This is a genomic window from Haloarcula sp. CBA1122 (assembly GCF_009741785.1).
In the GTDB taxonomy this organism is placed as follows: domain Archaea; phylum Halobacteriota; class Halobacteria; order Halobacteriales; family Haloarculaceae; genus Haloarcula; species Haloarcula hispanica.
The window spans coordinates 48,544-72,847 of the sequence record NZ_WPCB01000006.1 but is presented as its reverse complement, the minus strand read 5'-3'; the positions used below and the strand labels follow the sequence as shown (position 1 = coordinate 72,847).

The window sequence follows — 24,304 nt, the reverse complement described above, 5'->3', positions numbered from 1 at the left end:
CCGGATTAACAATGCTAACGGAACTAACGAACGACGACGACCGCGGGCAGGTCGGTATCGGCACCCTGATCGTGTTCATCGCGATGGTGCTGGTGGCGGCAATCGCTGCGGGCGTCCTGATTAACACGGCTGGCTTCCTCCAGAGCAGTGCGGAGGAGACCGGCCAACAGAGCAGTGACCAAGTGACGAACCGACTGCAGCTCGTCAACGCCGTCGGTGAAGACATTCAGTCATCCAGCAGTACAATCAACACGGTCAAGCTGACGGTGAAGAAGGCACCTGGTGCAGGGAACATTGATCTCGGCAGTACGATCGCCCAGTGGGTCGACTCCAGTGGCTCGTACGACCTCACCTACGAAGGAACCTACGACGGTGACCCGGGCGCGAGCGAGTTCTCCGTCGCTGACGTCCAGGACGATGACGGATCGATTTCGGGAAGTCAGGTTCTGAACGACCCGTCTGACCGCGCGACGATCATCTTCAGCGCCGAAGAGATCCGCGGCGGCGCTGCTGATGACGGCCTCGGTGAGGGTGAGACGGCGACGGTTCGTCTGAACACCCAGTCCGGCGGCACGACGACCGCTCGGTTGGTCGTCCCGGAGACTCTGTCTGGTAACTCCGCAGTCACCCTCTAAGGCGTCATATCTTTCAGTTTCAATTGCTGATATACTCGTAGCTTATTTCTGCCTTCTGCGTGCTTTCCACCGGTTAGCTTGCGGCACACTACTGGCTCCGACACGTAACGGTCATTTAGGAGTCCTCACACGGCCAGACGTTTTTGTTGACTACTGCTCTCAGAGATAGAATTCAGCGCTCCGTCTATTCTCGGACAAATATCTGCTTTGGCCGCTGAGACTGTTGCTTACGACGATCAGTGACTTGGTTATCAAGACGTATAATTTGAGAGGAGGTATTATTACCCATGAAAAGAGTCAACAGATAGGGTCAGACAGACCCGGATCAACAATGCTAACGGAACTAACGAACGACGACGACCGCGGGCAGGTCGGTATCGGCACCCTGATCGTGTTCATCGCGATGGTGCTGGTGGCGGCAATCGCTGCGGGCGTCCTGATCAACACGGCCGGCTTCCTCCAGAGCAGCGCCGAGGAAACCGGACAACAGAGCAGTGACCAAGTGACGAACCGACTGCAGCTCGTCAACGCCGTCGGTGAAGACATCGATTCTTCAAGCAACACGATCGACACGGTCAAGCTGACCGTGAAGAAGGCACCCGGTGCGGGCAACATCGACATCGGTAGTACGATCGCCCAGTGGGTCGACACTACTGGCTCGTACGACCTCACCTCGTCTGGCTACAGTGACATCCCGGACCCCGACGGGTCTTCCTTCGCTGTCGCTGATGTGCAGGACGACGACGACTCGATTTCAGGGAGCCAGGTCCTGAACGATCCGTCTGACCGCGCGACGATCGTCTTCAGCGCCGAGCTGATCCGCGGAAGCGGCACCGGTGATGGCCTCGGTGAGGGTGAGACGGCGACGGTTCGCCTGAACACTCAGTCCGGTGGCACGACGACCGCTCGGCTGGTCGTCCCGGAGACTCTGTCTGGTAACTCCGCAGTCAGCCTCTAAATTCGGTTATCCTTTCGGTTCGACGTAGTTCTCTTTTCGTCCACCCTGACCAGCGACGGAGTTATACGATAGCCTCACACACTAGTACCTATGGCTCGGCGGTCAGACGAACCGAATCCAGAGGAGGGCAAGGTACTCTCGCCCGAAGAGCTCGATATCGCCGACGACGAGCACGTCACTGAAATCGACGAGGGCCGCTACGTCGTTTCGTCGGACGTCCGCACTGACGACTCCTACGGGAACCACGTCTCATCGGATTCGGCGTCTGAATCCCCGCCGTCTCCTGCACCGGACCCGGAGCCGTCGACTCCCGAGTTCTCCGATGCGAACGTCCACGAGTGGCTTGCCGAACAGATGGCCGACTCGAACGCCAGATACGGCTTCGACGTGACCGCGAAGTTCGACGGCGACGTCGACCAGCAGCAGCTCGCTTCCAACGACATTGTCACTGTTTTCGAGAGCTTCATGCTCTGGTACGGTCGCCAGATGGACGGGTCGACACCGGTCGAAGAAGTGCTGGGTATTCTGCTGTCGGAATCGAACGTGCCGGTTCGCTATCCGCCGGCAGTCATCAAACAGCTCGTCCGGTCGACGCAACTGACGCCGGACGATTCTATCGCTGATCTCTTGGAAGCCGTCGAGGCCGCCGACGGTGCCGAACTCTGAGACGGGCCGCTGTAGGTCATTTCCACAACGACCACCTGCAATCGAGCAGCTATCGCGATGAACAGGGGCAGCAACCTGCCCAACCGACGAGGGATTTAAATCCGGGCACGGCAGTGTGTAGGGTAGATAATGGTCCCGCGCCATCCGCCGACGGCCGTTGCCCTGTTCGTTCTGGTAACGCTCGTCGTGACGGGACCGCTCGTCGGCGTCGACGCTGTCAGGCCACAGCCGACGACTATCGGCGACGGGACGGCGACTGTCAGTTCCGTCCAACTGCCGACGTCGGAATTACGGTTCACGGACGGCCGATTCGGCACGAACGTCGTGTATCTCAGAGTGCCCGATGCCAGCGTGTCCGTCGACTCCGTGACGGGGCGTCCGAGACTGCTGTATCAGGTCGCAGTCCCTGCGCTCGACATCTCCCTCGAAGACGAACAGGTCCTTTCGGACGGTCAGTCCGGGACGTACCGGCTCGCACCCGGTGACAGAGCGGTCACGCCGTCGTCACTGGAGCGGGACGTGTACAGGGGAACCGTCCTGCTTCGGGTCCAGAGCTTCGAAACCGCTGAGACAATCGTTGCTGAAAACGTGACAGTGCAGGTGGAGCAATGATTCGAGACATCGAACGGCTCACTGGCCGCTGTCGCCAGGTCGGAACGGCAATCTTCGGTGACCGCTACGGCTATGTCCTCTGGCTCGGCCTGCTCGTGACGTTCGGACTCTACTGGCGCGTTGGCATTTTCGTCACCGACACGTACACCACTGCCAACGCCCTCGTCGCTGTCTCGAACGGGCACCTCCACATCGTAGAGACGCCGTACTCCCTGACACTCGGCGCGCAACCGGGTCTGCACGAGGCCGGCGGCAGGCTTTACGGACGCAACTACGGCCAGATACTTCTGGCTGTCCCGCTGGTCTGGGCGTTGCAAGCGCTGTCCGTGCTCATTACACCCCGGCTACTGCTCCTTGGACTCTGGTCGGGCACTGCGCTCGTCTTCGTGGCTCACGTCAGCGTGCTCGGACAGCGCCACACCAGTATCACCAAGCGCACAACTCTGTGGGTCGGTAGCGGTCTGGTTGCGGTCCTGTTTCTGATCGGTGCGCTGACAGCGACAGCCCTCCCGGACACTTCGCTCCCAATAGCCGCGTTCCAGATATCGACGATGCTCGCAGCAGCGACGACCAGCGTCGTCCTCTACCGCCTCGTCGGAATCTGGCACGACCGCTCAGTCGCCCTGGCGGCTGGTGTCGCAATCGGTATCGCCTCGTCTGTCGGGTTCTGGGCTTCGCTTCCGAAACGGCACGTTCTGGTAGGGCTATTGACACTGACGACGGTGTATCTGTTCGCTCGGAGCCGAGTTGCGTATGCCGACGCCGAATTTCGGCTCGGGCTGGGTTTTCGTGCCGGCGCGTACATCGCCGCTGGTCTAGTAACCTGGACCCACGCCTTCGAGGGCTTTTTCCTCGTGGTGACGCTGGCTCTCGTAGACCTTGTCACTGCAAGGCGAAACTCGCTTCTCCATCTGGCCGTTGCCGCCCTCGCGCTCTTCCTCGGCTCGCTCCCGATGCTCGTGACGAACTTCCTTATCTCTGGTAACCCGGTCAAACCGCCGCGGTTGCTCTCCGCCGTCGGGGGTGCGAACGTCGAATTCACACCTGAGACCGGCGGCGATGCCGGAACCGGTGGCGGTAGCGGCACTGGCGGCACTGAGGGTGCCGGAACGGACGGTGGGACTGGCGGGGGTTCCGACGGGAGTGATGGCGGGTCTAGTGGTGGCAGTGATTCCACAGGGGCGGACAGTGATACCGGAACGCCGATCATAACACCGATTCTCGGCCTGTTCGACCGGATCATGGGACCTGCGGCCCCCGCGATGGTGTTCGTTTCGGATGCGGTCAGCCGTGGTCTCGACGTCCTGGCTACGCCCGAGCGACTGTCACAGATTTTCCTGCGGAGCGGCTCCGCGCCACAGATCAACTACACCCCGAACTCCTACGAGGCGATCGAACTCACGATGGTCGAGGCCGTCCCGCTTTTCGGCGCGGTCGCGGCACTCCCCGTGGTTCTAGTCCGGTCAGCTGTTCAGCGGATGCGGCAGTGGAATGTCCGTCCGTCGTACTATTCCCCCCGAACCCAGACCGATATGCTCGTTGCGACCCTCGCAACTGTGTTCACGCTCGTCTATCTGAGCCGCCTGCCACTGCACACACAGCTCACTGTTCGATATCTGCTGCCGACGGTCCCGCTGATCATGTACGGCGTCGTTCGGATTCCGGCGGTCCACGAAACCGTCAGCGACGCGAAGCGGTGGCTCGCCGGCGGGTACGCTGCGAGTACAATTGGTGGTCTCCTCATCGGACTCGGCGTCGTTGCCGGACTTGATCTGGCGCTCGGGGAAGCGGTACAGTTCCACGCACTCCTCAATCTCGGTGGTGCTGGTGTCTGTGCTGGGACTGTACTGGGCCGCACACTCGTTCCCGACCGCGTCCCGTCCAGAGTAGTCGCACTGGGTCTGGCGCTCCCGGCGGGGCTGACGACAGCGTACCTCCTCCTCTCGGGGCTCGTGTACTTCCAGTATGGCCCCTTCGCGCTCGATTTCATTCGCGTTCTCACACCGCATCTCCCCGCGGTGTAACTGGGTTTCGGGACCCACCGATATCACACGCGATAATTTACGGGACACCTTTATCTAACTCATCACGATATGTAGGCTTGATAGGCATGCCAGACGTACTGATCGCCGACGATTCAGAGTTTATGCGTAACCTCCTCCGCGAGATTCTCGAAGAAGACCACGAGATTGTTGGGGAGGTCGAGAACGGTGTCGAAGCTGTCGAAGTGTTCAAAGAAGAAGGGCCAGACCTGGTGATGATGGACATCGTGATGCCCATCCGGGATGGCATCGAGGCCACGGACGAGATCAAATCTTCCAATCCCGATGCGAACGTCATCATGTGTACAAGTGTCGGCCAGGAAGAGAAAATGAAGGAGGCAGTGAAAGCGGGGGCTGACGGATACATCACCAAGCCGTTCCAGAAACCCAGTGTGATGGAGGCCATCGAGGACGTCGTCCCCTCATAGATGAACGTCGATATTCAGTCGCTCGGTACGTTCAACCAACTCGCTCACGAGGGGGCCGAACAGGCCACGCAGTCGATGGGCCAGATGACGGGCATCGATGCCGTCGTCGACGTAACCAAGATAACGCTGCTCGACAGAGCAGATGTCGGCGAGGAACTGGCCGGCCGTGACTTCGTCGGCGTCCAGTTCTCTTTCGATGGCGTTCTGGAGGGCGATACCGTTCTTGCCTTCGACGTAGACAGCGCCGGCACGATCACCGAGGAGATGATGCCCGGTAGCAGCGACGACGAGGCGATGGCCAGGAGTGGCATCGAGGAGATCGGCAACATCATGATGAGCGGTTTCATCGACGGTTGGGCCGACTACGTCGGTGCGACCATCGATCACTCGCCGCCGGAGTACATCGAGGAGTCCGGCGGTGACGTGCTTCCCGATGCACCCGAGAACGGCGACCACCAGCAGGTGTTCGTGTTCAAATCGGAGATCGAATGGATCGACGAGTCGGTGAACTTCTACATCTACATGCTCCCTGAGTACGAAGCGCTCACGGAGATGATGATGGACCACGTCGACACGGACGGCGACGCCATCCCCATCGACAAGCTCCAGACGTTCAACGAGATGACGACTAGCGGCACCCAGAAAGCCGCTGACAACGTCGAGATGATGACCGGCATCCCGACCGAGTCGGAGGTGACTCAGATCAGTTTCGCCCCCATCGAGGACGTGCCAAAGCAGATCGGCACGGACACGTTCGTCGGGACGGTCGTCGAGTTCACCGGGACGCCCAGTGGCTACCTCATGGTGCTGTTCGACGAGGTCTCCGCGATCAACGTCGCAGAGGCGATGATGCCCATCGAGATGGACAGCGACGAGCTAACCGACCAGCACAAGGCCGCCATCGAGGAACTGGGGAACATCATGACGAGCGGGTTCGTCGACGGCTGGGCGAACGTCCTCCAGACGTCAGTCGAGCACACGCCGCCGCGGGTCGTGCACGACATGGGGCGGGCGATTATGGACCCGCTGGCGGCGCAGGTCGGACAGTATCAGGAGCACGCGTTCATCATCGACTCCCAGATGCGGACCGACGACATCGAGTTCCAGGCTGAGATTCACGCCCTGCCCAACGAGAAAGAGTTACGCGCCGCCCTCGACGACCTCGATGTCGAGCGGGCGACCGAGACGGGCGCGGACGTCGAACAGATATTCAAATAATGAAAGTATACGATGGTAGCCAAACAGAGAGTCCCGAACAAAGTACGCCCGAGCGCATCAAAGTCGGCATCGCGGAGTACAAAGTGACCACAGAGCCGGCTGTGCTGACCACGAGCGGGCTGGGCTCCTGTATCGGTATCGCGGTATACGACACCCGTAACACGGTGGCCGGGCTCGTTCACGTCATGCTTCCGTCGGCGGCTGATATCGACGGCGGCAACCATGCGAAGTTCGCGGACACGGGCATCGAAGTGCTCATCGAGGCCATGGCGGATGCCGGGGCGTCGACGGAGGCGATGGAGGCCAAAATCGCCGGCGGGAGCGATATGCTCGACTTCTCCGAGAACGGCTCCTCTATCGGTTCGCGAAACGCCAAGAAGGTGCGCGAGACGCTGGATGCACACGGCGTTCCCGTTGTCGGCGAAGACCTGGGTGGCGACCACGGCCGGTCCGTCAAACTAGAAGCGGACACCGGCAATTTCATCGTCAAAAGCGCGAACACGGATTCGATAACGCTGTGACGTCTGCGAGCAGGACTCGTGCGCGACTCCGGACGTCAGACGGGTGACTGCCGTTCGTCTGCCGGGGGCGCACTGACACACTCTGTTCCCCGATCTTCCGTCCGAAATTAATCTGAAATGTAATGGGCTAGTACTTGAATAGTTAATTTACTGTATCTGAGCCGGGAAAATGGGGTATTATTATCAAATATGATACGCTAAGGGGAATATTCAAGAGTAGAAACAGCATGAGATACAAGAGATGAGTAGTCTCGCTCTCGTGCCGCTGGCTCCAGCCGTCTCACCGGAACTGGTTGGACTGGCACCCGCCCTCTTTGTCTTGCTGACCGGCGGGCTGGTCGGTATGAGCATCAAGAATATGTTCGATTCGATCCTGTCGGACGACGAGAGCGGGGATGCGAGCGAGGACGGCGGTGGCGGCGAGATGGCCGACGGCGGCGGTCTGATGGCTGACGACGGCGGTGGCGGCGACGACCTCGGCGGTCTGGGTGGGCTCGACGACGGTGGCGACGACATGGGTGGGTTCGGTGACGACGAGTTCGGCGACATGGAAGACGCGAGCGGACCCGACACCGACGAACTGGAACACCGTCTCGACGAACTGGAAAACGAGGTCGGTAGCCTCTCTTCGACGGTCAACACGGTTCGGACAGAAAACGAGAGCATCTCCGAGTCCGTCGAAGAGACCGAGGAGAACGTCCGGAAGCTGCTCGATATCTACGAGATGGTCACCCGTGGCGTCAACCCCTTCGCCGACGACGTCGACGGCGGTATGGGCGGCATGGGCGAAGGCGGCGGCTCTTTCGGCCTGTTCGACGACGACGGGAGCGACGATACAGAGGAGGACATCGACGACGACGTCGCCAACGCCGACGCAGAGGGCTTTTTCGACGAAGACCTGACGGAGGACACTGGCGGCGACATGTCGATGGACGACGGCGGTGTCGACGACATGTTCCCCGACGACGGTGGCGACGACATGGGCGACTTCGAGGACGACGGCGGGTCGTTCGACGAGGAGTTCGACGACTTCGACGACACGGAGGACGACATGAGCATGGACGATGGGATGAGCATGGACGATGGGATGAGCATGGACGACGGGGAGAGTATGGACGAGGACAGCGACGACGGCGACGGCGGCAAATCGTTCGCAGAGCTCAAAGACGAGTACGAGTCCGGCGACGCCGAGTGGGCCGAGGGCGAGGAACCCGAGGAAGAAGCGGACGACGACGATGACCTGCTCGGCGAAGGCGATGACGACCTGCTGGGCGAGGAGGACGATATGCTGGGCGAGGAGGATTCGGACGACGATATGGGCGGGCTGGAAGACGACGACCTCTTCGACGAGGTCATCGAGGACGACGGGAGTGACGAGGCCGAGGCGGCTACGGAAGCCGAACCGGAACCGGAGCCAGAGCCGGAACCCGAGCCAGCCGTGGAACCGGAACCCGAGCCAGCCGTGGAACCGGAGCCCGAGCCCGAGCCGGAACCGGAACCGGAGCCCGAGCCCGAGCCGGAACCGGAGCCCGAGCCAGAGCCGACCGCCACGCAAACGGACACGGCAGCCGCCGGCAGCGGCGATGAATCAACGGTAGACGACAGCTCGGCCGCAGATGCGGACGACGACGGGAAACCGTACCTGGCGACGATGCCGGAAGGGTTCGCGGCGGACCTCATCATCGTCGAGTGGCTCGAGTTCCTGGTCCAGCACTCGGGCTACCGTGAGACGGCTCGCGCTATCGACTACTACGAGACTATCGACTGGATCGACGAGTCGGTCGCGGACCAGCTCAAGGAGTACCTCCGCGGCTTCAACGACGTGAACGACACCGGGGATGGGCTGTCTATCGACCACCACACGGAGAGCCTGCACTACATCTCGCAGCTTGACAGTGACAGCGGGGCTGACGCCGTTGCGCTCTCGAAACTGGTCGGTGGAGGTGGTTCCGATGGGATTCAGCGTTAGCGGCTCGGCAGCCGTCATCTTCGTGGCCGCGTTCATCGGCTTCGGAATGTTCTACTCCGCGACCGCGAACAGCTTCGAGCGCGTCAACGACGCTCGCGAGGACCAGCGAGACCAGCTGCTCGACCAGCAAAACACCGACATCTCGCTTGTCTCGGCGACATGGAACGCGAGCGGCAGCGAGAATCTCGTCGTGACCGTCGACAACACCGGCTCCGAGACGCTGTCGGTCGAAGCAACCGACCTGCTGGTCGACAACGACTATCAGGCGGGCTATGACACGACCGTTGACACCGACCCCTCGACGGATATCTGGGCGTCACAGGAGCGGTTAGAGATTACCGTCACCTCACTCAGTAGTCAACCCGACCGGGTGAAAGTCGTCACCGAGAACGGCATCGCCGAAACGATGGTGGTGAGCTAACATGGCGAGCGTTTCCGTCTCTCACCTGATCCTGTTCATCGCGTCGATGGCTATCGCCGCGAGCGTGGCCGGCGTCTTTACGAGCAGTATCGGCGAGCTGAGCAACGCTGTCTCGGAACAGGGGCTGGACGTGAGTAGCGACGTTCGGACCGATGTCGAAATCATCTCCGACAGCGGCAGCAACACCATCTATGATAACGGCGCAAACACAATCACGATTCACGTCAAAAACACCGGCTCAGAGACGTTAGCGCCAGTCCCCGGGCAGATAGATGTGTTCGTCGATGGGGCCTTCACCAGTGACTACACGGTGACGCTGGAGCCGGACGGCGGTAACAGCTGGCGGCCCGGTGAAGTCGTTCGCATCGACATCAACGGCAACCTTGACGGTGGCGACCACCGCCTCAAGCTGATTGTCAACGGCGACGAGGAGGTGTTCGAGTTCAACACATGAGTATCGCAAGTACTGACCTATTCTCGCTCGGACTGGACGATCACGACCGACTGAACAAGGAACTGGGCGGCGGTATCCCGCCCGGCAGTATCATCCTCGTCGAGGGTGACTACGGGGCCGGCAAATCCGCCATGAGCCAGCGGTTCACCTACGGCCTTTGTGAGGAGGGCCACGAAGTGACCTACCTCTCGACGGAACTCACCGTCGGGAGCTTCCTCGACCAGATGCACTCGCTGTCGTATGACATGGTCGACCACATCCTCGACGAGGACGTGCTGTTCCTGCACGCCGACATCGGCGAGTCGAACGCGCTCACCGGCGGTGACGAACAGTCCGAGCGGAAGGAACTCCTCAAGCGGCTGATGGAGGCTGAAGTGATGTGGGACGCCGACGTCGTCGTCATCGACACGTTCGACGCCATCCTCCGGAACGACCCCAAGTTCGAAGCCCTCGTTCGGCAAAACGAGGAACGACAGGCCGCACTGGAGGTCATCTCCTACTTCCGGGACGTCATCTCACAGGGCAAATGCATCATGCTCACCGTCGACCCGTCGACGCTGGACGAGGAGGCTATCGGTCCGTTCCGGGCCATCGCCGACGTGTTCATCGAACTGGAGATGATCGAGGTCGGCAACGACGTGCGCCGGCAGATCAACGTCCTCCGATTCGCCGGCATGGGCGAACAGGTCGGTGACACCATCGGGTTCTCGGTCCGCTCGGGAACCGGCATCGTCATCGAATCGCGCAGCGTCGCCTAGAGGTGATATAAGATATGACAGACCACGGACGTGCGAAACCGTCGGACGAACTTCGGCAGATGGCAGCGCGGCGGCCCCACCTGCGGGACCACCTGAAGAAGTTCAAGCAGATCACCGGTGAGTTCCCAATGCTCATCGACGAGGCCGACGACGAGTACGAGACGAACCGGCCGAACGTGCTCTACCCGGTCGGCGGCCCCATCTTCTGTCATATCTACGGCGACGTGGGCCAGGACATGAAGTACTACGCCATCGAGCCGGAACTCGACGAGGACGAGCGGGCCGTCTTCGGAAAGGTCCGGAACCGTCTGCTCCAGCGCAGCGTCAACAAGCCCGCGCCCGAAAACGAGGCCCAGTTCGACGACCGTATCGAGGAACTCCTGCAGGAAACCACCAAAGTCCGAGACGAAGACAGCGACAGCGGCGTCCTCACGCGCCTGTCGAACCTGACCGACGTGAACAGCGTCGAGGTCACACAGGAGACCTACGAGAACATCCTCTACCGGCTGAACCGCGACATCGTCGGCCTCGGCCCGCTCGAACCGGTCATGCGCGACCCGGCCAACGAGGACATTCACGTTATCGGCCGCAGCGAATGTCACGTCGACCACGGGGTCTACGGGATGCTCGAAACCACTGTCGAGTGGCAGAGCGAGGAGGCCTTCGACCAGTGGCTCCGCAACATGGGCGAACGGATGGGTGACCCGGTCTCTGACTCGGACCCTATCGTCGACTCGACGCTGCCGGACGGGTCGCGTCTGAACCTTATCTACTCCGACGACGTGAGCCTCAAAGGCCCGTCGCTCACCATCCGTCAGGGCGACGACGTTCCGCTCTCGATTTTCCAGATTACCAAGTGGATGACGCTGTCGCCGCAACTGGCCGCGTATCTCTGGCTCTGTCTGGAGAACGAACAGACGGTGTTCGTGGTCGGGGAGACGGCGTCCGGGAAGACGACGACGCTGAACGCCATCACCTCGTTCATCCCCGACGACGCGAAGATCTACACCGCGGAGGACACCGCCGAGGTGCTGCCCCCGCACAACACCTGGCAGCAACTCCTCACTCGTGAGGGCGAAGACGAGGGGACCAGTATCGACATGTTCGACCTCGTCGCCGCTGCACTGCGTTCCCGCCCCGACTACATCATCGTCGGGGAGGTTCGTGGTGAGGAAGGACGGATGGCGTTCCAGGCCGCCCAGACCGGCCACCCGGTGATGCTGACCTTCCACGCGAGCGACATCGTCTCGATGATTCAGCGCTTCACCGGCGAACCGATCAACGTCCCCGAGACGTTCATGGACGTGGCCGACGTGGCGCTGTTCCAGAACCGCGTCAAGCAGGGCGATCAGGTCCTGCGCCGCGTGACGAGCGTTCAGGAGATCGAGGGGTACTCGAAGGAGATGGACGGTGTCGTCACCCGGCAGGTGTTCAACTGGGACCCCGTCGAGGACGAGATCATCTTCCAGGGGATGAACAACTCCTTCGTCCTCGAAGAGCAGATCGCGACCCTCCTGGGGTACGAGGACACGCGTGACATCTACGACGACCTCCAGTTCCGTGCTGACATGATCGAGCGGGCCATCCAGGAGGGGATTCTGGGGTATCACGAAGTCAACGACTTCATCTCGGACTTCCAGCGTGACGGCGTCGAAGGGATTCCGTTCAACATCGCCAGGCCTGACTAACGATGGCACAGGGCGAAGCCGAAAGCGGACTCGACCTGACGATATCCGAGACGATCCAGTCGCTCGTGGAGTCCTACCGCCAGATGACGATCCCGCTGGAGCGGTATCTCTTCCTCATCCTGCTACCAGCCGTCGCCTTTTTCGTTATTTCGACGGTCGTCGCCTTGCTGCTGGATCAACCCCTTGCGGTCCGAGCACCGATTCCCCTGCTTGGATTTCTGGTGATGGCGTCGGCGATTTTCTACCCAAAGATCCTCCTGAGCCAGCGCAAACGCGAACTCAACAACCGGTTTCACCTGCTTATCACGCACATGACCGTGCTCGCGACGACGAAAATCGACCGCATGGAAGTGTTCCGAACGCTGGCCGAGGAAGACGAGTACGGCGAACTCGCGATGGAGATGCACCGCATCGTCCAGCTAGTCGACACCTGGAACCTGAGTCTCGACGACGCCTGCCGTCGCCGGGCCAAACAGGTCCCGAGCCGCGCAGTTTCGGACTTCTTCGACCGCCTCGCGTACACGCTCGGGGCCGGACAGGGACTCGACGATTACCTCCTGACTGAACAGGAGCAGATCATCCAGCACTACTCGACGGTGTACAAGAGCTCGCTCGACAGCCTGGAAGTCATGAAGGACCTCTACCTCTCGATGATTCTGTCGATGACGTTCGCGCTGGTGTTCGCCGTCGTCCTGCCGGTGCTGACCGGAACGAACCCGACGATGACCGTCAGCGCCGTCATCGTGATGTTCGTGTTCGTCCAGACCGGCTTCTACCTCGCCATCCGCTCGATGGCCCCCTACGACCCGGTGTGGTTCCACCCGGTCGACTACCCGTCGCCGATCGAGTCCAAACTCAACAAATCGATGGTCGCCGGCGTGGGACTGTCGATGCTGCTCGTGTTCATCACGCTTGGGGGGATGCTCGGCATCTCGCCGATCACGCTGAACGACCTCTTTTTCATGTTCGACGAGGTGCCGCTGCCGCTGTACGCCGCCGCGCCGATCACGCCGATGCTCATCCCCGGCATCGCCTTCCGACAGGAAGAACAGCGCATCAAGGACCGGGACTCCGAGTTCCCGAACTTCATCCGTGCGCTCGGGGCGACCGAGGGCGCGAAGCAGTCGACGACCGGTGCGGTGCTTCGTACCCTCCGCAAGAAGGACTTCGGCGCGCTCTCGCCCAACATCGATAATCTCTACAAACGACTGAATATGCGGATCGAGCCGACCTCTGCCTGGCGCTTTTTTACCGCCGACTGTCGCTCCTATCTCATCCAGACCTTCTCCGAGATGTACCTCATCGGCCGCGAGATGGGTGGATCGCCAAAGCAACTGGGCGAGCTTATCTCCGAGAACATGAATCAGGTGCTGCAACTCCGCCAGAAGCGCAAGCAGGCGGCAACGACGCTTGTGGGCCTCCTCTACGGGATGACCGCCGCGTCGACCTTCGCCTTCTTCATCGGCCTGCAGGTCGTCAACATCCTCGCTGATATGTCGCTCAACCTGAGCACCGGGAGCCGGCTCGACGCTGCCTCGCTTATCAACACTAGCGTCTACAACATCCCGCTCATCGAGTTCCTGCTGATCATCATTATCATGTTCGGCGCGATGCTGTCGTCGTTGATGATTCGGACTGTCGATGGCGGCCACAACGCCAACACGTACATGCATTTCGTGGTGCTCTCGTGGATCGGTGCTATTACTGGGACGTTCACGAAGTGGCTGGTGTCGCAGTTCCTCGCAATCTGAAGTACCTTTTTACTGCAGGGGGTTTCCTCGCGCCTGCGGCGCTGCGGGAACCCCCTGCAGTAAAAATCTACGCTAAAAACAACCTCCGAGTCGCGGCCTGCGGCCGCGCTCGGAGTGAAACCGCTCGCTCCGTTCGCGGTACAGTAACAGCGCTACAACCGCCGGCAAACCTGCCCTTCCCCGGGTCGCGCCACGCAGGGCGCTCCCGGCCCACAGAATCATGACATCTATTCCCGACCCACAGCACCGCAAGTACCGAGACAGCTACCCCTCGAAGCCGTCTTCCCAGCGGAACATGCCGTCTTGCTGGATGACTTCGCCGTCGACTTCGAGGTGCGACCCCTCGCCCATCGTCGTGATGAGGTCCTCGTGGACGGCGCTGTCGTTGCCGGACTCGCCCTCGGGCAGGCAGGCATCGTACGCGCGGCCGAGCGCGAGGTGGACTGTCCCGCCCATCTTCTCGTCGAAGAGGATATTGTCGGTGACGCGGTCGACGCCGCGGTTCATCCCGATACCGAGCTCGCCCAGTTGGCGCGAACCGCCGTCGGTCCCGATGATTTCGCCGATGACACCCTCGCCCTGTTCGGCCGCCCAGTCGACGACAACGCCGTCCTTGAACGTCAGCTCGACGTTTTTCACCCGGCGGCCCTGTATCGTCATCGGCACGTCGAAGGTGACGACGCCGGCGGTGTCGTAGGGCGCGGTGAACACCTCGCCGGAGGGGAGGTTGTGGGAGTCGTAGGCCACGCTGGCGGCGGAGTTGACGGCGATACGGCCGTCGATGTACAGCGTGATGTCCGTCCCGTCGGCCACGATTCGGACCTCTTTGCCGTCGTCGAGGATATCCTTCAGTTGGGCCTGCTCCTCCGCCAGCGCCTCCCAGTCCCGGAGCGTTGCGTCGTAGACGAAGTCTTTGTAGTCAGCGTAGGCCATCCCGGCCTGCTGGGCCATCGCCCGCGTCGGGTGCTGGGTCGACACCCAGTCGGTGTCCAGCCGGGCCTCTCTGATTGCCTGTCGCGCCGTCGAGTACGCCTGTCGCTGGTCGCTGTCCACGTCGGCCGTCTCGGTAGTGTTCCGCGACCCTTTCAGGAACAGCACGCTGTCGGCCCGTTCGTACAGCGCCAGTTCGTACTCGGGGTTCTCGGTGAATGACCCGTCGTGGGCCCCCAGATAGGCCCGCGTGAGTTCGTCCGACTGGTACGTCGACAGGAGGTTCGCGCCGCGGTCGCCAAGCTGCTCGGCCACAGCGACTGCGAGATCGTGTGCGCCGTCCTCGACAGCCACGACCACGTCGTCGCCCGCGTCGATGCGAGCGCTCCAGTCGACGAGAATCCTGGCGTGTTCGCGTATGCGGTCGTCCATATTCTCACCAAGAGTGGCCGGAACAAAACGGCGGTGGTCCCGGGATTACAACGGACGATGTGATTGTATTCCGTGGATTTTTTGCGTTCCAGAGCCGGAGTATCCGGTGCAGTACGGGACAGGACTCGTGGCAATTGCTGGCTCCCACGACCGCTTCCGAGACGGTCGGCCGGGGCGGTACCATGACTGACGACGGCACGGATGGTGTTCGTGCCACGCTTTTCTGTCGAACCGCAATCCCTACCTGTTCGGTCAGCGACTCCCCGGTATGGAACTTGGCGTCATCGGACTCGGACGCATGGGCCGCATCGTGGTCGACCGCGTGCTCGAAGCCGGCCACGAGGTCGTCGTCTTCGATATCGACGAGAAGAGCGTCGTCGACGCAGCTGAAGCCGGTGCACAGCCGGCATCGTCCATCGCCGACCTCGCGGCGAAACTCGGCTCGGAGAAACGAATCTGGCTGATGGTCCCAGCCGGGGACCCGGTCGACGCCGCGCTGGATGAACTGGCCCCATCACTGGACGATGACGATATCGTGGTCGACGGCGGTAATTCCTACTTCGAGGACTCGGTTCGCCGTGCCGAGTCGACCGATGCGGCCTACCTCGACTGTGGCACCTCCGGCGGCCCCGCCGGTGCGGAGCTGGGCTTCTCGCTGATGGTCGGCGGCCCGCAGTGGGCCTACGACGAACTGGTTCCCGTCTTCGACGCCGTCGCGACCGGCCCCGACGGCCACGACCGGATGGGGCCGGCGGGGTCGGGCCACTACGTCAAGATGGTTCACAACGGGGTCGAGTACGCGCTGATGCAGACCTACGGCGAGGGCTTCGAACTGCTGGCTAACGGCCGGTACGACCTCGATCTGGAATCGGTCGCAAACACCTGGAACAACGGGGCCGTCATCCGCTCGTGGCTGCTGGAGCTCTGCGAGGAAGCGTTCCGCGAGGAGGGCAACGACCTCGGCGACGTGGCCGACCGCGTCGAAGGCGGGTCGACTGGGACGTGGACCGTGCAAGAAGCGCTCGAACAGGAGGTGCCGATCCCGCTCATCTACCAGTCGTTGGCCGAGCGGTTCGGCTCGCGAGCCGACGACGGCCGCTTCTCGCGCCGCCTCGCCAGCCGCCTCCGATACGGCTTCGGTCGCCACGACGTCCCACGTCGGACGTGAGTGTGCTACCGTATCGCTTCAGAACTCGCTTGCCTGAGCGGTACCCTTTGCGAGCACCGTTGTCTGATCGTCCCCGTGCCAAACGAGGCTGACTTCAGCTCCGTCCTCGACGCTAACGCGTGACTGGTCGCCGGCGGTCACCTCGCCGTCGTCATCGTCCCACCCCACTGTTCGTCCGTCCGCCACTTCGATAGTGAGTTGCTCTGCACTGATCGTATCACCACCGTCATGTGTCACGACGGCAACGACGCCGTCTGTCGTCTCCTCGTACTCGAACGTGAACGAGGCCTGCGGGGCCACAGCTACGTCGCCGCCACTGCTACCCATGCCCAGTACGAAGGACGCAATTATCGCCGCGACGATGATGATGATCGGAATCAGGATGAACAGGACAGCCACGCCGACGCCCAGTCCGACGAGTACCTTTCCGGCGGTACCGAGATCGTTCCACGAATCTTTTAGTCCCACGACACACTCCATTAATTGATAGTACTAAACACTGTGGAAATTAATCGCCCGTCGCCGGGCACACAGTCGTCTGGTGGCCGGGCCGTTCGCGGGCGGCTGCGGGTGAAACAACAGCTAATTAAACCAGTATTCCATAGCCGGACACATGGTAGAACTCGTTGGACTCGCCGCCGGGGCCACGCTCACCCTGATAGTGGTCGCGCTCCACTACGCCAAAGGGACCGGTTGGGAGGCACCGGAAGACATCTCCCAGGAGGTCCTCGAGCAGCGGGCCGCGACAGTCCCCGAGACGGACTTCCCGGAGCCGTACAACCGCTCTATCGGTGGTGGCGGTGCCACAGCGATTCCGGCTGGTGAGGCCGAAGGCGAACTCGGCGAAGGCGAGGAGGCCGAAGAGGAGGACGAGGGCTTCGACCCCGACGACATCGCCGAGGACGAGGTCGAGTACTACGAGATCGAATTCGCCAAGGAGGGTGAAACGATCGAGGTCGCCAACAACGAGCCGCTCCTTGACGCCGGCGAGGAGGAAGGCTGGGACCTCCCCTATGCCTGCCGCGAGGGCCAGTGTATCTCCTGTGCCGGCCACATCGAGGACGGCCCGGCCGAGGACTACATCCGCCACAGCAACAACGATTCGCTGATGGATGACGACATGGAAGAGGGGTACTGCCTGACCTGTGTCGCCTATCCGACCAGCGACTTCACCCTCGAAACCGGCGAGTCACCTTGACGCTGCGGTTCACAACCGTTAAGACGGACAGTCTGATAGCACTTTTCGTGGGCGGCTAGTTCAGCGGACAGAACGCCTGGTTCCGGACCAGATGGTCGGGGGTTCAAATCCCTCGCCGCCCGCTATTTTGCGGCCACACTGTGACCGATACGTCTCGTCCTACAGCTCTAGACAGCGGCAGGACTGCACGGCAATCGCCGCAACGTCCTTGAGGTTCCGACACAAGGTACGAACACATGCGTGTGCTCGTTATGGGTGCGACCGGATTCATCGGACAGCGACTGGTTCATACCCTGGCCGAAGCGGGCCACGAGGTGGTGGCGTTCTCCCGGAGCGCGAGCGAGGAATCCTTTCCCGACGGCGTCGAGCCGTTCGAGGGCGATCTCGGCGACCCAGACTCCCTCGATGGCCTCTGTGACGATATCGACGTTGCGTACTACCTCATCCACTCGCTCACGTCCGAGAACTTCGCCGAGTTAGACCGTCGCTACGCCCGCCGGTTCGCCGACTCGGCGTCGGCTGCGGGGGTCGACAGGGTCGTCTATCTCAGCGGCATCAGCGGTGACGAGGAGAACCTCTCGCCTCATCTGGCGTCGCGGCGCGAAGTCGAGTCGGTGCTCGCAGAAGGGTCGTTCGATCTGACAGTGCTCCGGGCGGCGGTCATCATCGGCCCGGAAAGTGCGAGCTTCCGGATCGTCGACGACCTGACCGACCGCCTGCCGCTGATGCTCGTCCCCAAGTGGGTCCGAACGCCGTGTCAGCCCATCGGCGTCGACGACGCAATCAGCTACCTCGTGGAGCTACTCGGTGCCGACGAGACCCGCGGCGAGACCTACGACATCGGCGGGCCGTCGGTGTGGTCCTACGAGTCGCTGCTGAAACTCACCGCCGCGGAGAAGGGCAAGCGGGTGTTTATCATTGCCGTGCCGGTGATGACGCCGGGCCTGTCCTCGCACTGGCTTCGCTTCACGACAGACGTACAGTACGCCATCGCGCGGCCGCTGGCCGAGAGTATGCGGAACCCGGTCACGGTTGACCCGGAGATGGACCTGCAGGACGTCGTGCCGATTGACCAGACGCCGATCAAGGACGCCGTTCGGCGGTCGCTGATGGCATCGTAGGCCCTGCGGGACTGTTTTGGGGCTGTGCGGTGCAGACGTAGCTATGCCCGAATCGGTCGCCGTTACTGGTGGCAACGGCCGCGTCGGCCAGCACGTCCTCGAACACCTGACTGCAGCGGGGTATCGAACGGTCAACCTCTCCCGTGGGAAACGGGAGGAAGACCATTCGGACGCATACGTCAGGACTGACCTGCTCGATGCGGGCGAGGTCTACGGCGCACTCGCAAAATCCGGCCCCGACGCGGTCGTCCATCTCGGGATGATTCCCACGCCCGACCACACGCCGGGGTACCGGACCTACGAGAGCAACGTCATGTCCAGCTATCATGTGCTGGAGGCGGCCGGCGAACTGGGTGTCGATACGGTTGCCCTGGCGTCGAGTTTCAGCGCTATCGGCGGCGGGTTCGAATCAGACCCCATCACAGTCGACTACCTTCCGATCGACGAGGACCACCGCCTCACGCCGTCGAACCCGTATGCAATGGGGAAACAGGCACTGGAGATCACCGCCGACGGGTTCGCTCGCCGGAGTGCGGACGCCCCGGACACTATCACGTCGCTTCGGCTTCCGTGGGTCGTCGACGACGACCTGGCCAGGGAGACGTTCGTCGAGGCAGACCGGACACTCACCGGGTCTCGGGCGTCACCGCACTTCCACACCCAGCGGAACACGCTGTACGCGTACGTCCACACCACCGACGCCGTTCGGCTCGTCGAGCGGGCCGTCGCGGCGTCGTTCGACGGCCACGAACGCGTCTGGGTCTCGGCACCAGATACGAGCGCCGAGACGCCGAGCGCCGAACTCGCGGCGGAACTGTACCCTGATGCTGACTACCGGGGGCCGACAGCCGACGACGAGAACCCGTATGCGACGCTCATCGACACGACGAAAGCCGAGCGGCTGCTCGACTGGGAGCCGACTTGGAGCTGGCGACAACTGGCGTGAAGTCAGCGGCGGCCCGCGCATCGATCCGGACGCCGCCATTACCACGCCGCATGTAGCGGCCGTTTCATCCGGAACACGTTGCTAAAATGTAATGTGTATGTAACTAACATGCATGAGTGACGCCGAACAGCCGTCAGAGAGCGAGACACACGACCATCACGAGCATCACGACCACGAGGGGCCGGGCTATGCCACCCCGCAGGCGGCCATCGAGGAGGCCGAGCGCGAACGGACCGCCTACGTGATGGGGCTGCACGTCGGCCAGGACGTCGACGCGCCGGACTTCCTGGCCGTCGTCGACGTAGACCCCGACTCAGACACGTACAGTGAAATCATCAACCGGGTCCAGATGCCGAACAAGGGCGACGAACTCCACCACTTCGGGTGGAACGCCTGCTCGTCGTCGTGCCACATGGAGGGGTTGGAGCGCCGACACCTCGTCATTCCCGGCCAGCGCTCCTCGCGCATCCACATCGTCGACACGAAGGAGCGCCGCGACCCCGAACTGACGAAAGTCATCGAACCGGAGGCGGTGTACGACCACGACCTCTCCGCGCCCCACACCGTCCACTGCATCCCCGACGGTGAGATTCTCATTTCCATGCTCGGCGATGCCGACGGCGACCTCCCTGGCGGCTTTCTGGAACTGAACGACGACTTCGAGGTGCAGGGCCGATGGGACCCGCCCGGCGAGATCGAGATGAACTACGACTACTGGTACCAGCCCCGCCAGAACGTGATGCTGTCGACGGAGTGGGCGGCCCCGAAGACGTACTACCCCGGCTTCGACCTGGACGATGTCGAGGACGGCAAGTACGGCCAGCGGCTCAACTTCTGGGACTGGGAGGCCGGCACCGTCGAGCAGACCATCGACCTCGGCGAGGACGGCCTGATTCCGCTAGAGGCCCGCTTCCTGCACACGCCCGAGAGCACGCACGGCTACGTCGGCGCGGCGCTATCCTCGAATATCATCCATTTCCATGAATCGGATGGCGAATATCACGCCGAGCCGGTCATCGAGTTCGACGACCGCGAACACGAGGGGTGGGACATGCCGGTCCCGGCACTGGTGACGGACATCCTCATCTCGATGGACGACCGCTACCTCTTCGGGTCGAACTGGCTCCACGGCGAGGTGTGGATGTACGACATCTCGGACCCGTCGAACCCCCGAAAAGCCGATTCCATCTCTATCGGCGGCTACTTCGGCGACATCGAGCAGGTCCAGGGTCGCGATATTGTCGCCGGGCCGCAGATGCTCCAGCTCTCGCTCGACGGCGATCGGCTGTACTGGACGACCTCACTGTTTTCGTCGTGGGACAACCAGTTCTTCCCCGAGGAGGCCGAGCAGGGGTCGGTGATGCTCAAAGCCGACGTAGACCCGCGGACGGGGACGATGTCGCTGGACCGGGATTTCCTCGTGGACTTCGGCGACCTACCCGAAGGCCCTGCTCGCGCCCACGAGATCCGGTGGCCCGACGGCGACTGTACCAGCGACGTGTGGCAATGAGGACGATGCGACTGGGCGGCCGATGACCGAGGTCCTGCTGGACTGGCGGGACAGCGACCGGACGGAGACGGTTTCGGTGCCAGACGGCGAAACGATACTCGACGCCGCGGAGGCCGCGGATATCGGGCTGCCGTTCGGCTGTCGAACCGGAGCGTGCGGGACCTGTACCGCTCGCCTGCTGTCCGGCGACGTGGTCCATCACCGCCCGCCGCGGGCGCTCAAAGAGCAGCATCTGGCAGACGGCTACGTCCTGCTCTGTGTCGCCGAGCCGACGACCGACGCGCACCTCGCCGTCGGCGCGACGGTACAGGCCGAACTGGTGCCGAACCCCTGGAAGTGACCGGCACCGATTCCGCTCAGCCCGACAGCGCTTGCTGGAGGATTTGTCCCAGAAACCCGATAGCTGGAATGACGAACACTGTCGCGTGGACCCAGGCGTCGTAGGTGATGTCGCCAGGCTTGGTCAGGAGAAACAGGCCATAGAGGACGATCATCACGACGACCCACAGGACGGTGATGACCAGGAACGGCACGGCGTCCCGGACCGGCTCGGCGACCGCTTCGCGCAGTGTGGCGGACATACCCGGGTAGTCGGACGGAATCGGCAAAAGCGTACCCCGCGACGGTCCGAACCCTGCCGCCGGTTCGATGCAGTCGGTTTCGGCTTCGATGGCCGCCGGCACGTCCGCGACGGCGCTGTCATCGATGCCGTGCCCCGGACAACGGCGCACCGGACCGCTGACCGGCCAGCTATCGGGAGCCGATTTTATGTATCCTCTCCAGCCATCTCCCAGATATGACCTTCCTCCCGGTTGTTGTCGCCCTGTTCGTGTCGCCGTCCGTCACCGCGCTGGTGTACGCCGACGCCAGGCGGCGCGACCTGTCCCAGCGGTACTGCACCGCCGCCGCCTCCGCCGTCGGTCTCGCCAGTTTCGGCGGGTTTCTCGCCGCGAGTGTCCTCGGTAGCGGGCTCCTTTCGGCGTTCTACCGCCTGTTGGACCGGCCGGTCATAGCCGTCACGCCGCTCGACCTCCTTTTCTCGCTGCTCTTCTTCGGACTCGCCATCACTGCAGTCGCAGTTCTGGGATACGGGTTCGCCAGCCGGTACGGCCCGCTCGCCCCTTCGTAATTGCTTCGTCGGCCGCCCGACGACCCCTAATTTCAAACCCGGCACGGCCCCACCGGGACGTATGGACGACACTGACTGGATCGGCGAGACGTTCACCAGCACGGCCGGCTGGGATCACTTGGAGACGCTGGTCGACATCGGGAACCGGATGGCAGGCAGCGACGGCGAACGGGCGGCCGCAGAAGCGACTCGGGACGCGCTGGCGGCGTACGCCCGCGACGCTCGGCTCTCGGAGTTCGCAATCCAGGGCTGGGAACGGGGCGACAGCGCCGTCCACGTTGACGGGTCACCGGTCGCAACACAGGCCCACGAGTGTATCGCCCTGCCGCGGTCGCCGGCCGGCGAGGTGACCGGCGAACTGGTCGACGTTGGGCACGGCCTCCCGGAGGAGTTCGAAGACGCCGACTGCGAGGGCCAGATAGTGATGGCCCGCTCTGACGTGCCCGACTGGTACGACCGGTACATCCACCGCCGGGAAAAGTACTATCACGCCGTCGAGGCCGGCGCAGTCGGATTCGTTTACCGCAACCACGTCGAGGGCGTCCTGCCGCCGACCGGAAGCGTCGGGACAGCAGACGCACCTATCGGCGAGATTCCGGCTATCGGCGTCGCCAGCGAGACGGGCGCGCGACTGTCGCGTCGCTACGCGGGCGACGATATCACTGTCAGCGTCGACTGCGGGACGCCCGACGCGACGAGCCAGAACGTCCACGCCGAACTGGGACCGGACACCGACGAACGACTGCTGGTGACCAGCCACGTCGACGCTCACGACATCGCGGAGGGGGCGATGGACAACGGGGCCGGAACGGCGATGGTCGTCGAGGCCGCCCGCGCGCTGGCCGGCCGCGAAGACGAACTGGAGACACGCGTGGAGTTCGTCGCCTTCGGTGCCGAGGAGGTCGGCCTCGTGGGGTCGAACCGCCTCGCCGACGAAACTGCTCCCGACGACGTGACGGCCGTGCTCAACTTCGACGGCGTCGTCCAGGGCCGCACGCTGAAGTGTTACACCCACGGCTTCGACGCACTCGCGGCCGCCGCCGAGGACGTGGCCGACCGCTTCGATCACCCAATCTCGCTCACGCCGGAGCAAGGCCCCCACAGCGACCACTGGCCGTTCGTACGCCGGGGCGTCCCCGGCTATCATGTGACCAGCGAAACCGGCGGTGAGGGGCGTGGCTGGGGCCACACCCACGCCGATACGCTGGACAAACTGGAGCCCCGGACGTTCCGCGAGCAGGCCGTCCTCCTGACCGAACTCGCCGTGACACTTGCAGACGACTCAGTGCGATCTGCTCACAAAGACCCCGCAGAGATAGCCGATGCGCTCGAAGCCCAGAACCTCGCCGAAGGGATGCGGATTACAGGTGACTGGCCCTTCGACGACTGACGCGACGCCAGTCACTTCACTGCCGCGTTCGACTCCCGCCACCTGTGCGAAAGAACTACCAGATTTCTAGCATTTTCGCCTCCTCCAGTGTTCCGGTTCTCTGGTCGCTGACGATTGGATATAATGATTTACTCAGTATAGAAGTAACATATTTCGTAGGTTATTTACCATATGGGTACCTGGAAATCGATGGCAGGTTGATTGGTCTACGTACTGTAGCCGTATGTGAACGCCGTCACCGGCGTTCGCTGCCAAGCTCCCATGCTTATCGGTCTCGCGGAGTCCGAGGCCGAGTCGACGTGAGTAAACCATCCCTGCCGTCGTCAGTCAACACCAACACCAATACCTGACACAACGGC

General features: G+C 62.5%; 25 protein-coding genes and 1 tRNA gene. 23 read left to right on the top strand and 3 right to left on the bottom strand.

Annotated elements, in window-relative coordinates:
- Positions 1-11 precede the first annotated feature (11 nt).
- The 14 genes from GJ630_RS04025 to flaJ all read left to right on the top strand — a co-directional run bounded on the left by GJ630_RS04025 (position 12) and on the right by flaJ (position 14,121).
- Entirely contained in the window at positions 12-635 is a 624-nt protein-coding gene (locus tag GJ630_RS04025) for an archaellin/type IV pilin N-terminal domain-containing protein (RefSeq protein ID WP_191449424.1), read from the top strand.
- Between the two features lie 331 nt (positions 636-966).
- Positions 967-1,593 carry an archaellin/type IV pilin N-terminal domain-containing protein gene (locus tag GJ630_RS04020; protein ID WP_191449423.1) on the top strand — a complete coding sequence of 209 codons (627 nt, stop codon included), beginning with the start codon at positions 967-969 and terminating at the stop codon, positions 1,591-1,593.
- Positions 1,594-1,683: 90 nt separating this feature from the next.
- Positions 1,684-2,259 (top strand): hypothetical protein, encoded by a 576-nt coding sequence (locus GJ630_RS04015; protein ID WP_014041342.1) that lies wholly within the window; start codon positions 1,684-1,686, stop codon positions 2,257-2,259.
- 129 nt (positions 2,260-2,388) lie between these two features.
- A complete protein-coding gene (locus tag GJ630_RS04010) occupies positions 2,389-2,871 on the top strand; it encodes a hypothetical protein (protein ID WP_064288699.1) in 483 nt (160 codons plus the stop codon).
- Complete coding sequence (locus GJ630_RS04005; protein WP_191449422.1) at positions 2,868-4,895, top strand: hypothetical protein; 2,028 nt, start codon at positions 2,868-2,870, stop codon at positions 4,893-4,895. Before GJ630_RS04010 ends, GJ630_RS04005 begins: the two co-directional genes overlap by 4 nt.
- An 86-nt stretch (positions 4,896-4,981) precedes the next feature.
- Complete coding sequence (cheY, locus tag GJ630_RS04000) at positions 4,982-5,341, top strand: chemotaxis protein CheY (RefSeq protein WP_004515265.1); 360 nt, start codon at positions 4,982-4,984, stop codon at positions 5,339-5,341.
- The gene (locus GJ630_RS03995) at positions 5,342-6,559 is read left to right on the top strand and encodes a chemotaxis protein CheC (RefSeq protein ID WP_014041338.1); all 1,218 of its coding nucleotides are present in this window, start codon (positions 5,342-5,344) and stop codon (positions 6,557-6,559) included.
- Positions 6,559-7,080 carry a chemotaxis protein CheD gene (locus GJ630_RS03990; RefSeq protein ID WP_014041337.1) on the top strand — a complete coding sequence of 174 codons (522 nt, stop codon included), beginning with the start codon at positions 6,559-6,561 and terminating at the stop codon, positions 7,078-7,080. The genes GJ630_RS03995 and GJ630_RS03990 overlap by 1 nt, the downstream gene beginning before the upstream one ends.
- A 241-nt stretch (positions 7,081-7,321) precedes the next feature.
- A complete protein-coding gene (locus tag GJ630_RS03985; protein ID WP_191449421.1) occupies positions 7,322-9,049 on the top strand; it encodes a FlaD/FlaE family flagellar protein in 1,728 nt (575 codons plus the stop codon).
- Positions 9,033-9,470: a flagellar protein F gene (locus tag GJ630_RS03980; RefSeq protein ID WP_014041335.1), complete on the top strand. Its 438-nt coding sequence runs from the start codon at positions 9,033-9,035 to the stop codon at positions 9,468-9,470. The genes GJ630_RS03985 and GJ630_RS03980 overlap by 17 nt, the downstream gene beginning before the upstream one ends.
- Position 9,471: 1 nt before the next feature.
- Positions 9,472-9,924 carry a CARDB domain-containing protein gene (locus GJ630_RS03975; protein WP_014041334.1) on the top strand — a complete coding sequence of 151 codons (453 nt, stop codon included), beginning with the start codon at positions 9,472-9,474 and terminating at the stop codon, positions 9,922-9,924.
- Positions 9,921-10,682 (top strand): ATPase domain-containing protein, encoded by a 762-nt coding sequence (locus tag GJ630_RS03970; RefSeq protein WP_014041333.1) that lies wholly within the window; start codon positions 9,921-9,923, stop codon positions 10,680-10,682. The genes GJ630_RS03975 and GJ630_RS03970 overlap by 4 nt, the downstream gene beginning before the upstream one ends.
- 14 nt (positions 10,683-10,696) lie before the next feature.
- Positions 10,697-12,370, top strand: a complete 1,674-nt coding sequence (locus tag GJ630_RS03965; RefSeq protein ID WP_023843417.1) for a type II/IV secretion system ATPase subunit — start codon at positions 10,697-10,699, stop codon at positions 12,368-12,370.
- A gap of 2 nt (positions 12,371-12,372) precedes the next feature.
- On the top strand, positions 12,373-14,121 hold the full coding sequence (gene flaJ / locus GJ630_RS03960) for an archaellar assembly protein FlaJ (RefSeq protein ID WP_191449420.1): 1,749 nt from the start codon (positions 12,373-12,375) through the stop codon (positions 14,119-14,121).
- Between the two features lie 264 nt (positions 14,122-14,385).
- Here the strand turns inward: flaJ and GJ630_RS03955 are convergent, their stop codons facing one another.
- Positions 14,386-15,483, bottom strand: a complete 1,098-nt coding sequence (locus GJ630_RS03955; RefSeq protein ID WP_191449419.1) for an aminopeptidase — start codon at positions 15,481-15,483, stop codon at positions 14,386-14,388.
- Positions 15,484-15,727: 244 nt separating this feature from the next.
- Between GJ630_RS03955 and gnd the strand changes: the two genes are divergently transcribed.
- A complete protein-coding gene (gene gnd / locus GJ630_RS03950; protein ID WP_256369579.1) occupies positions 15,728-16,651 on the top strand; it encodes a phosphogluconate dehydrogenase (NAD(+)-dependent, decarboxylating) in 924 nt (307 codons plus the stop codon).
- Positions 16,652-16,669: 18 nt separating this feature from the next.
- Here the strand turns inward: gnd and GJ630_RS03945 are convergent, their stop codons facing one another.
- Entirely contained in the window at positions 16,670-17,119 is a 450-nt protein-coding gene (locus GJ630_RS03945) for a type IV pilin (protein WP_129755612.1), read from the bottom strand.
- Positions 17,120-17,264: 145 nt separating this feature from the next.
- Between GJ630_RS03945 and GJ630_RS03940 the strand changes: the two genes are divergently transcribed.
- From GJ630_RS03940 to GJ630_RS03915, 6 genes are all read left to right on the top strand, one after another.
- Positions 17,265-17,849, top strand: coding sequence for a 2Fe-2S iron-sulfur cluster-binding protein (locus GJ630_RS03940; protein WP_014041327.1), 585 nt, complete (start codon positions 17,265-17,267; stop codon positions 17,847-17,849).
- Between the two features lie 49 nt (positions 17,850-17,898).
- A tRNA-Arg gene (locus tag GJ630_RS03935) sits at positions 17,899-17,971 on the top strand.
- Positions 17,972-18,085: 114 nt separating this feature from the next.
- The gene (locus GJ630_RS03930) at positions 18,086-18,970 is read left to right on the top strand and encodes an NAD(P)H-binding protein (RefSeq protein ID WP_050007261.1); all 885 of its coding nucleotides are present in this window, start codon (positions 18,086-18,088) and stop codon (positions 18,968-18,970) included.
- A gap of 43 nt (positions 18,971-19,013) precedes the next feature.
- The gene (locus GJ630_RS03925; RefSeq protein ID WP_014041325.1) at positions 19,014-19,916 is read left to right on the top strand and encodes an NAD(P)-dependent oxidoreductase; all 903 of its coding nucleotides are present in this window, start codon (positions 19,014-19,016) and stop codon (positions 19,914-19,916) included.
- A gap of 112 nt (positions 19,917-20,028) precedes the next feature.
- Positions 20,029-21,426, top strand: a complete 1,398-nt coding sequence (locus GJ630_RS03920) for a selenium-binding family protein (RefSeq protein WP_014041324.1) — start codon at positions 20,029-20,031, stop codon at positions 21,424-21,426.
- A gap of 22 nt (positions 21,427-21,448) precedes the next feature.
- A complete protein-coding gene (locus GJ630_RS03915) occupies positions 21,449-21,766 on the top strand; it encodes a 2Fe-2S iron-sulfur cluster-binding protein (protein WP_014041323.1) in 318 nt (105 codons plus the stop codon).
- A 16-nt stretch (positions 21,767-21,782) separates the two neighbouring features.
- On the opposite strand, the gene GJ630_RS03910 is transcribed toward GJ630_RS03915, so the two are convergent.
- Entirely contained in the window at positions 21,783-22,007 is a 225-nt protein-coding gene (locus GJ630_RS03910) for a hypothetical protein (protein WP_050007275.1), read from the bottom strand.
- Positions 22,008-22,222: 215 nt separating this feature from the next.
- Between GJ630_RS03910 and GJ630_RS03905 the strand changes: the two genes are divergently transcribed.
- Positions 22,223-22,555, top strand: a complete 333-nt coding sequence (locus GJ630_RS03905) for a hypothetical protein (RefSeq protein ID WP_014041321.1) — start codon at positions 22,223-22,225, stop codon at positions 22,553-22,555.
- A 61-nt stretch (positions 22,556-22,616) separates the two neighbouring features.
- A complete protein-coding gene (locus tag GJ630_RS03900) occupies positions 22,617-23,945 on the top strand; it encodes a M28 family peptidase (protein WP_050037085.1) in 1,329 nt (442 codons plus the stop codon).
- The last annotated feature ends 359 nt before the right edge of the window (positions 23,946-24,304 follow it).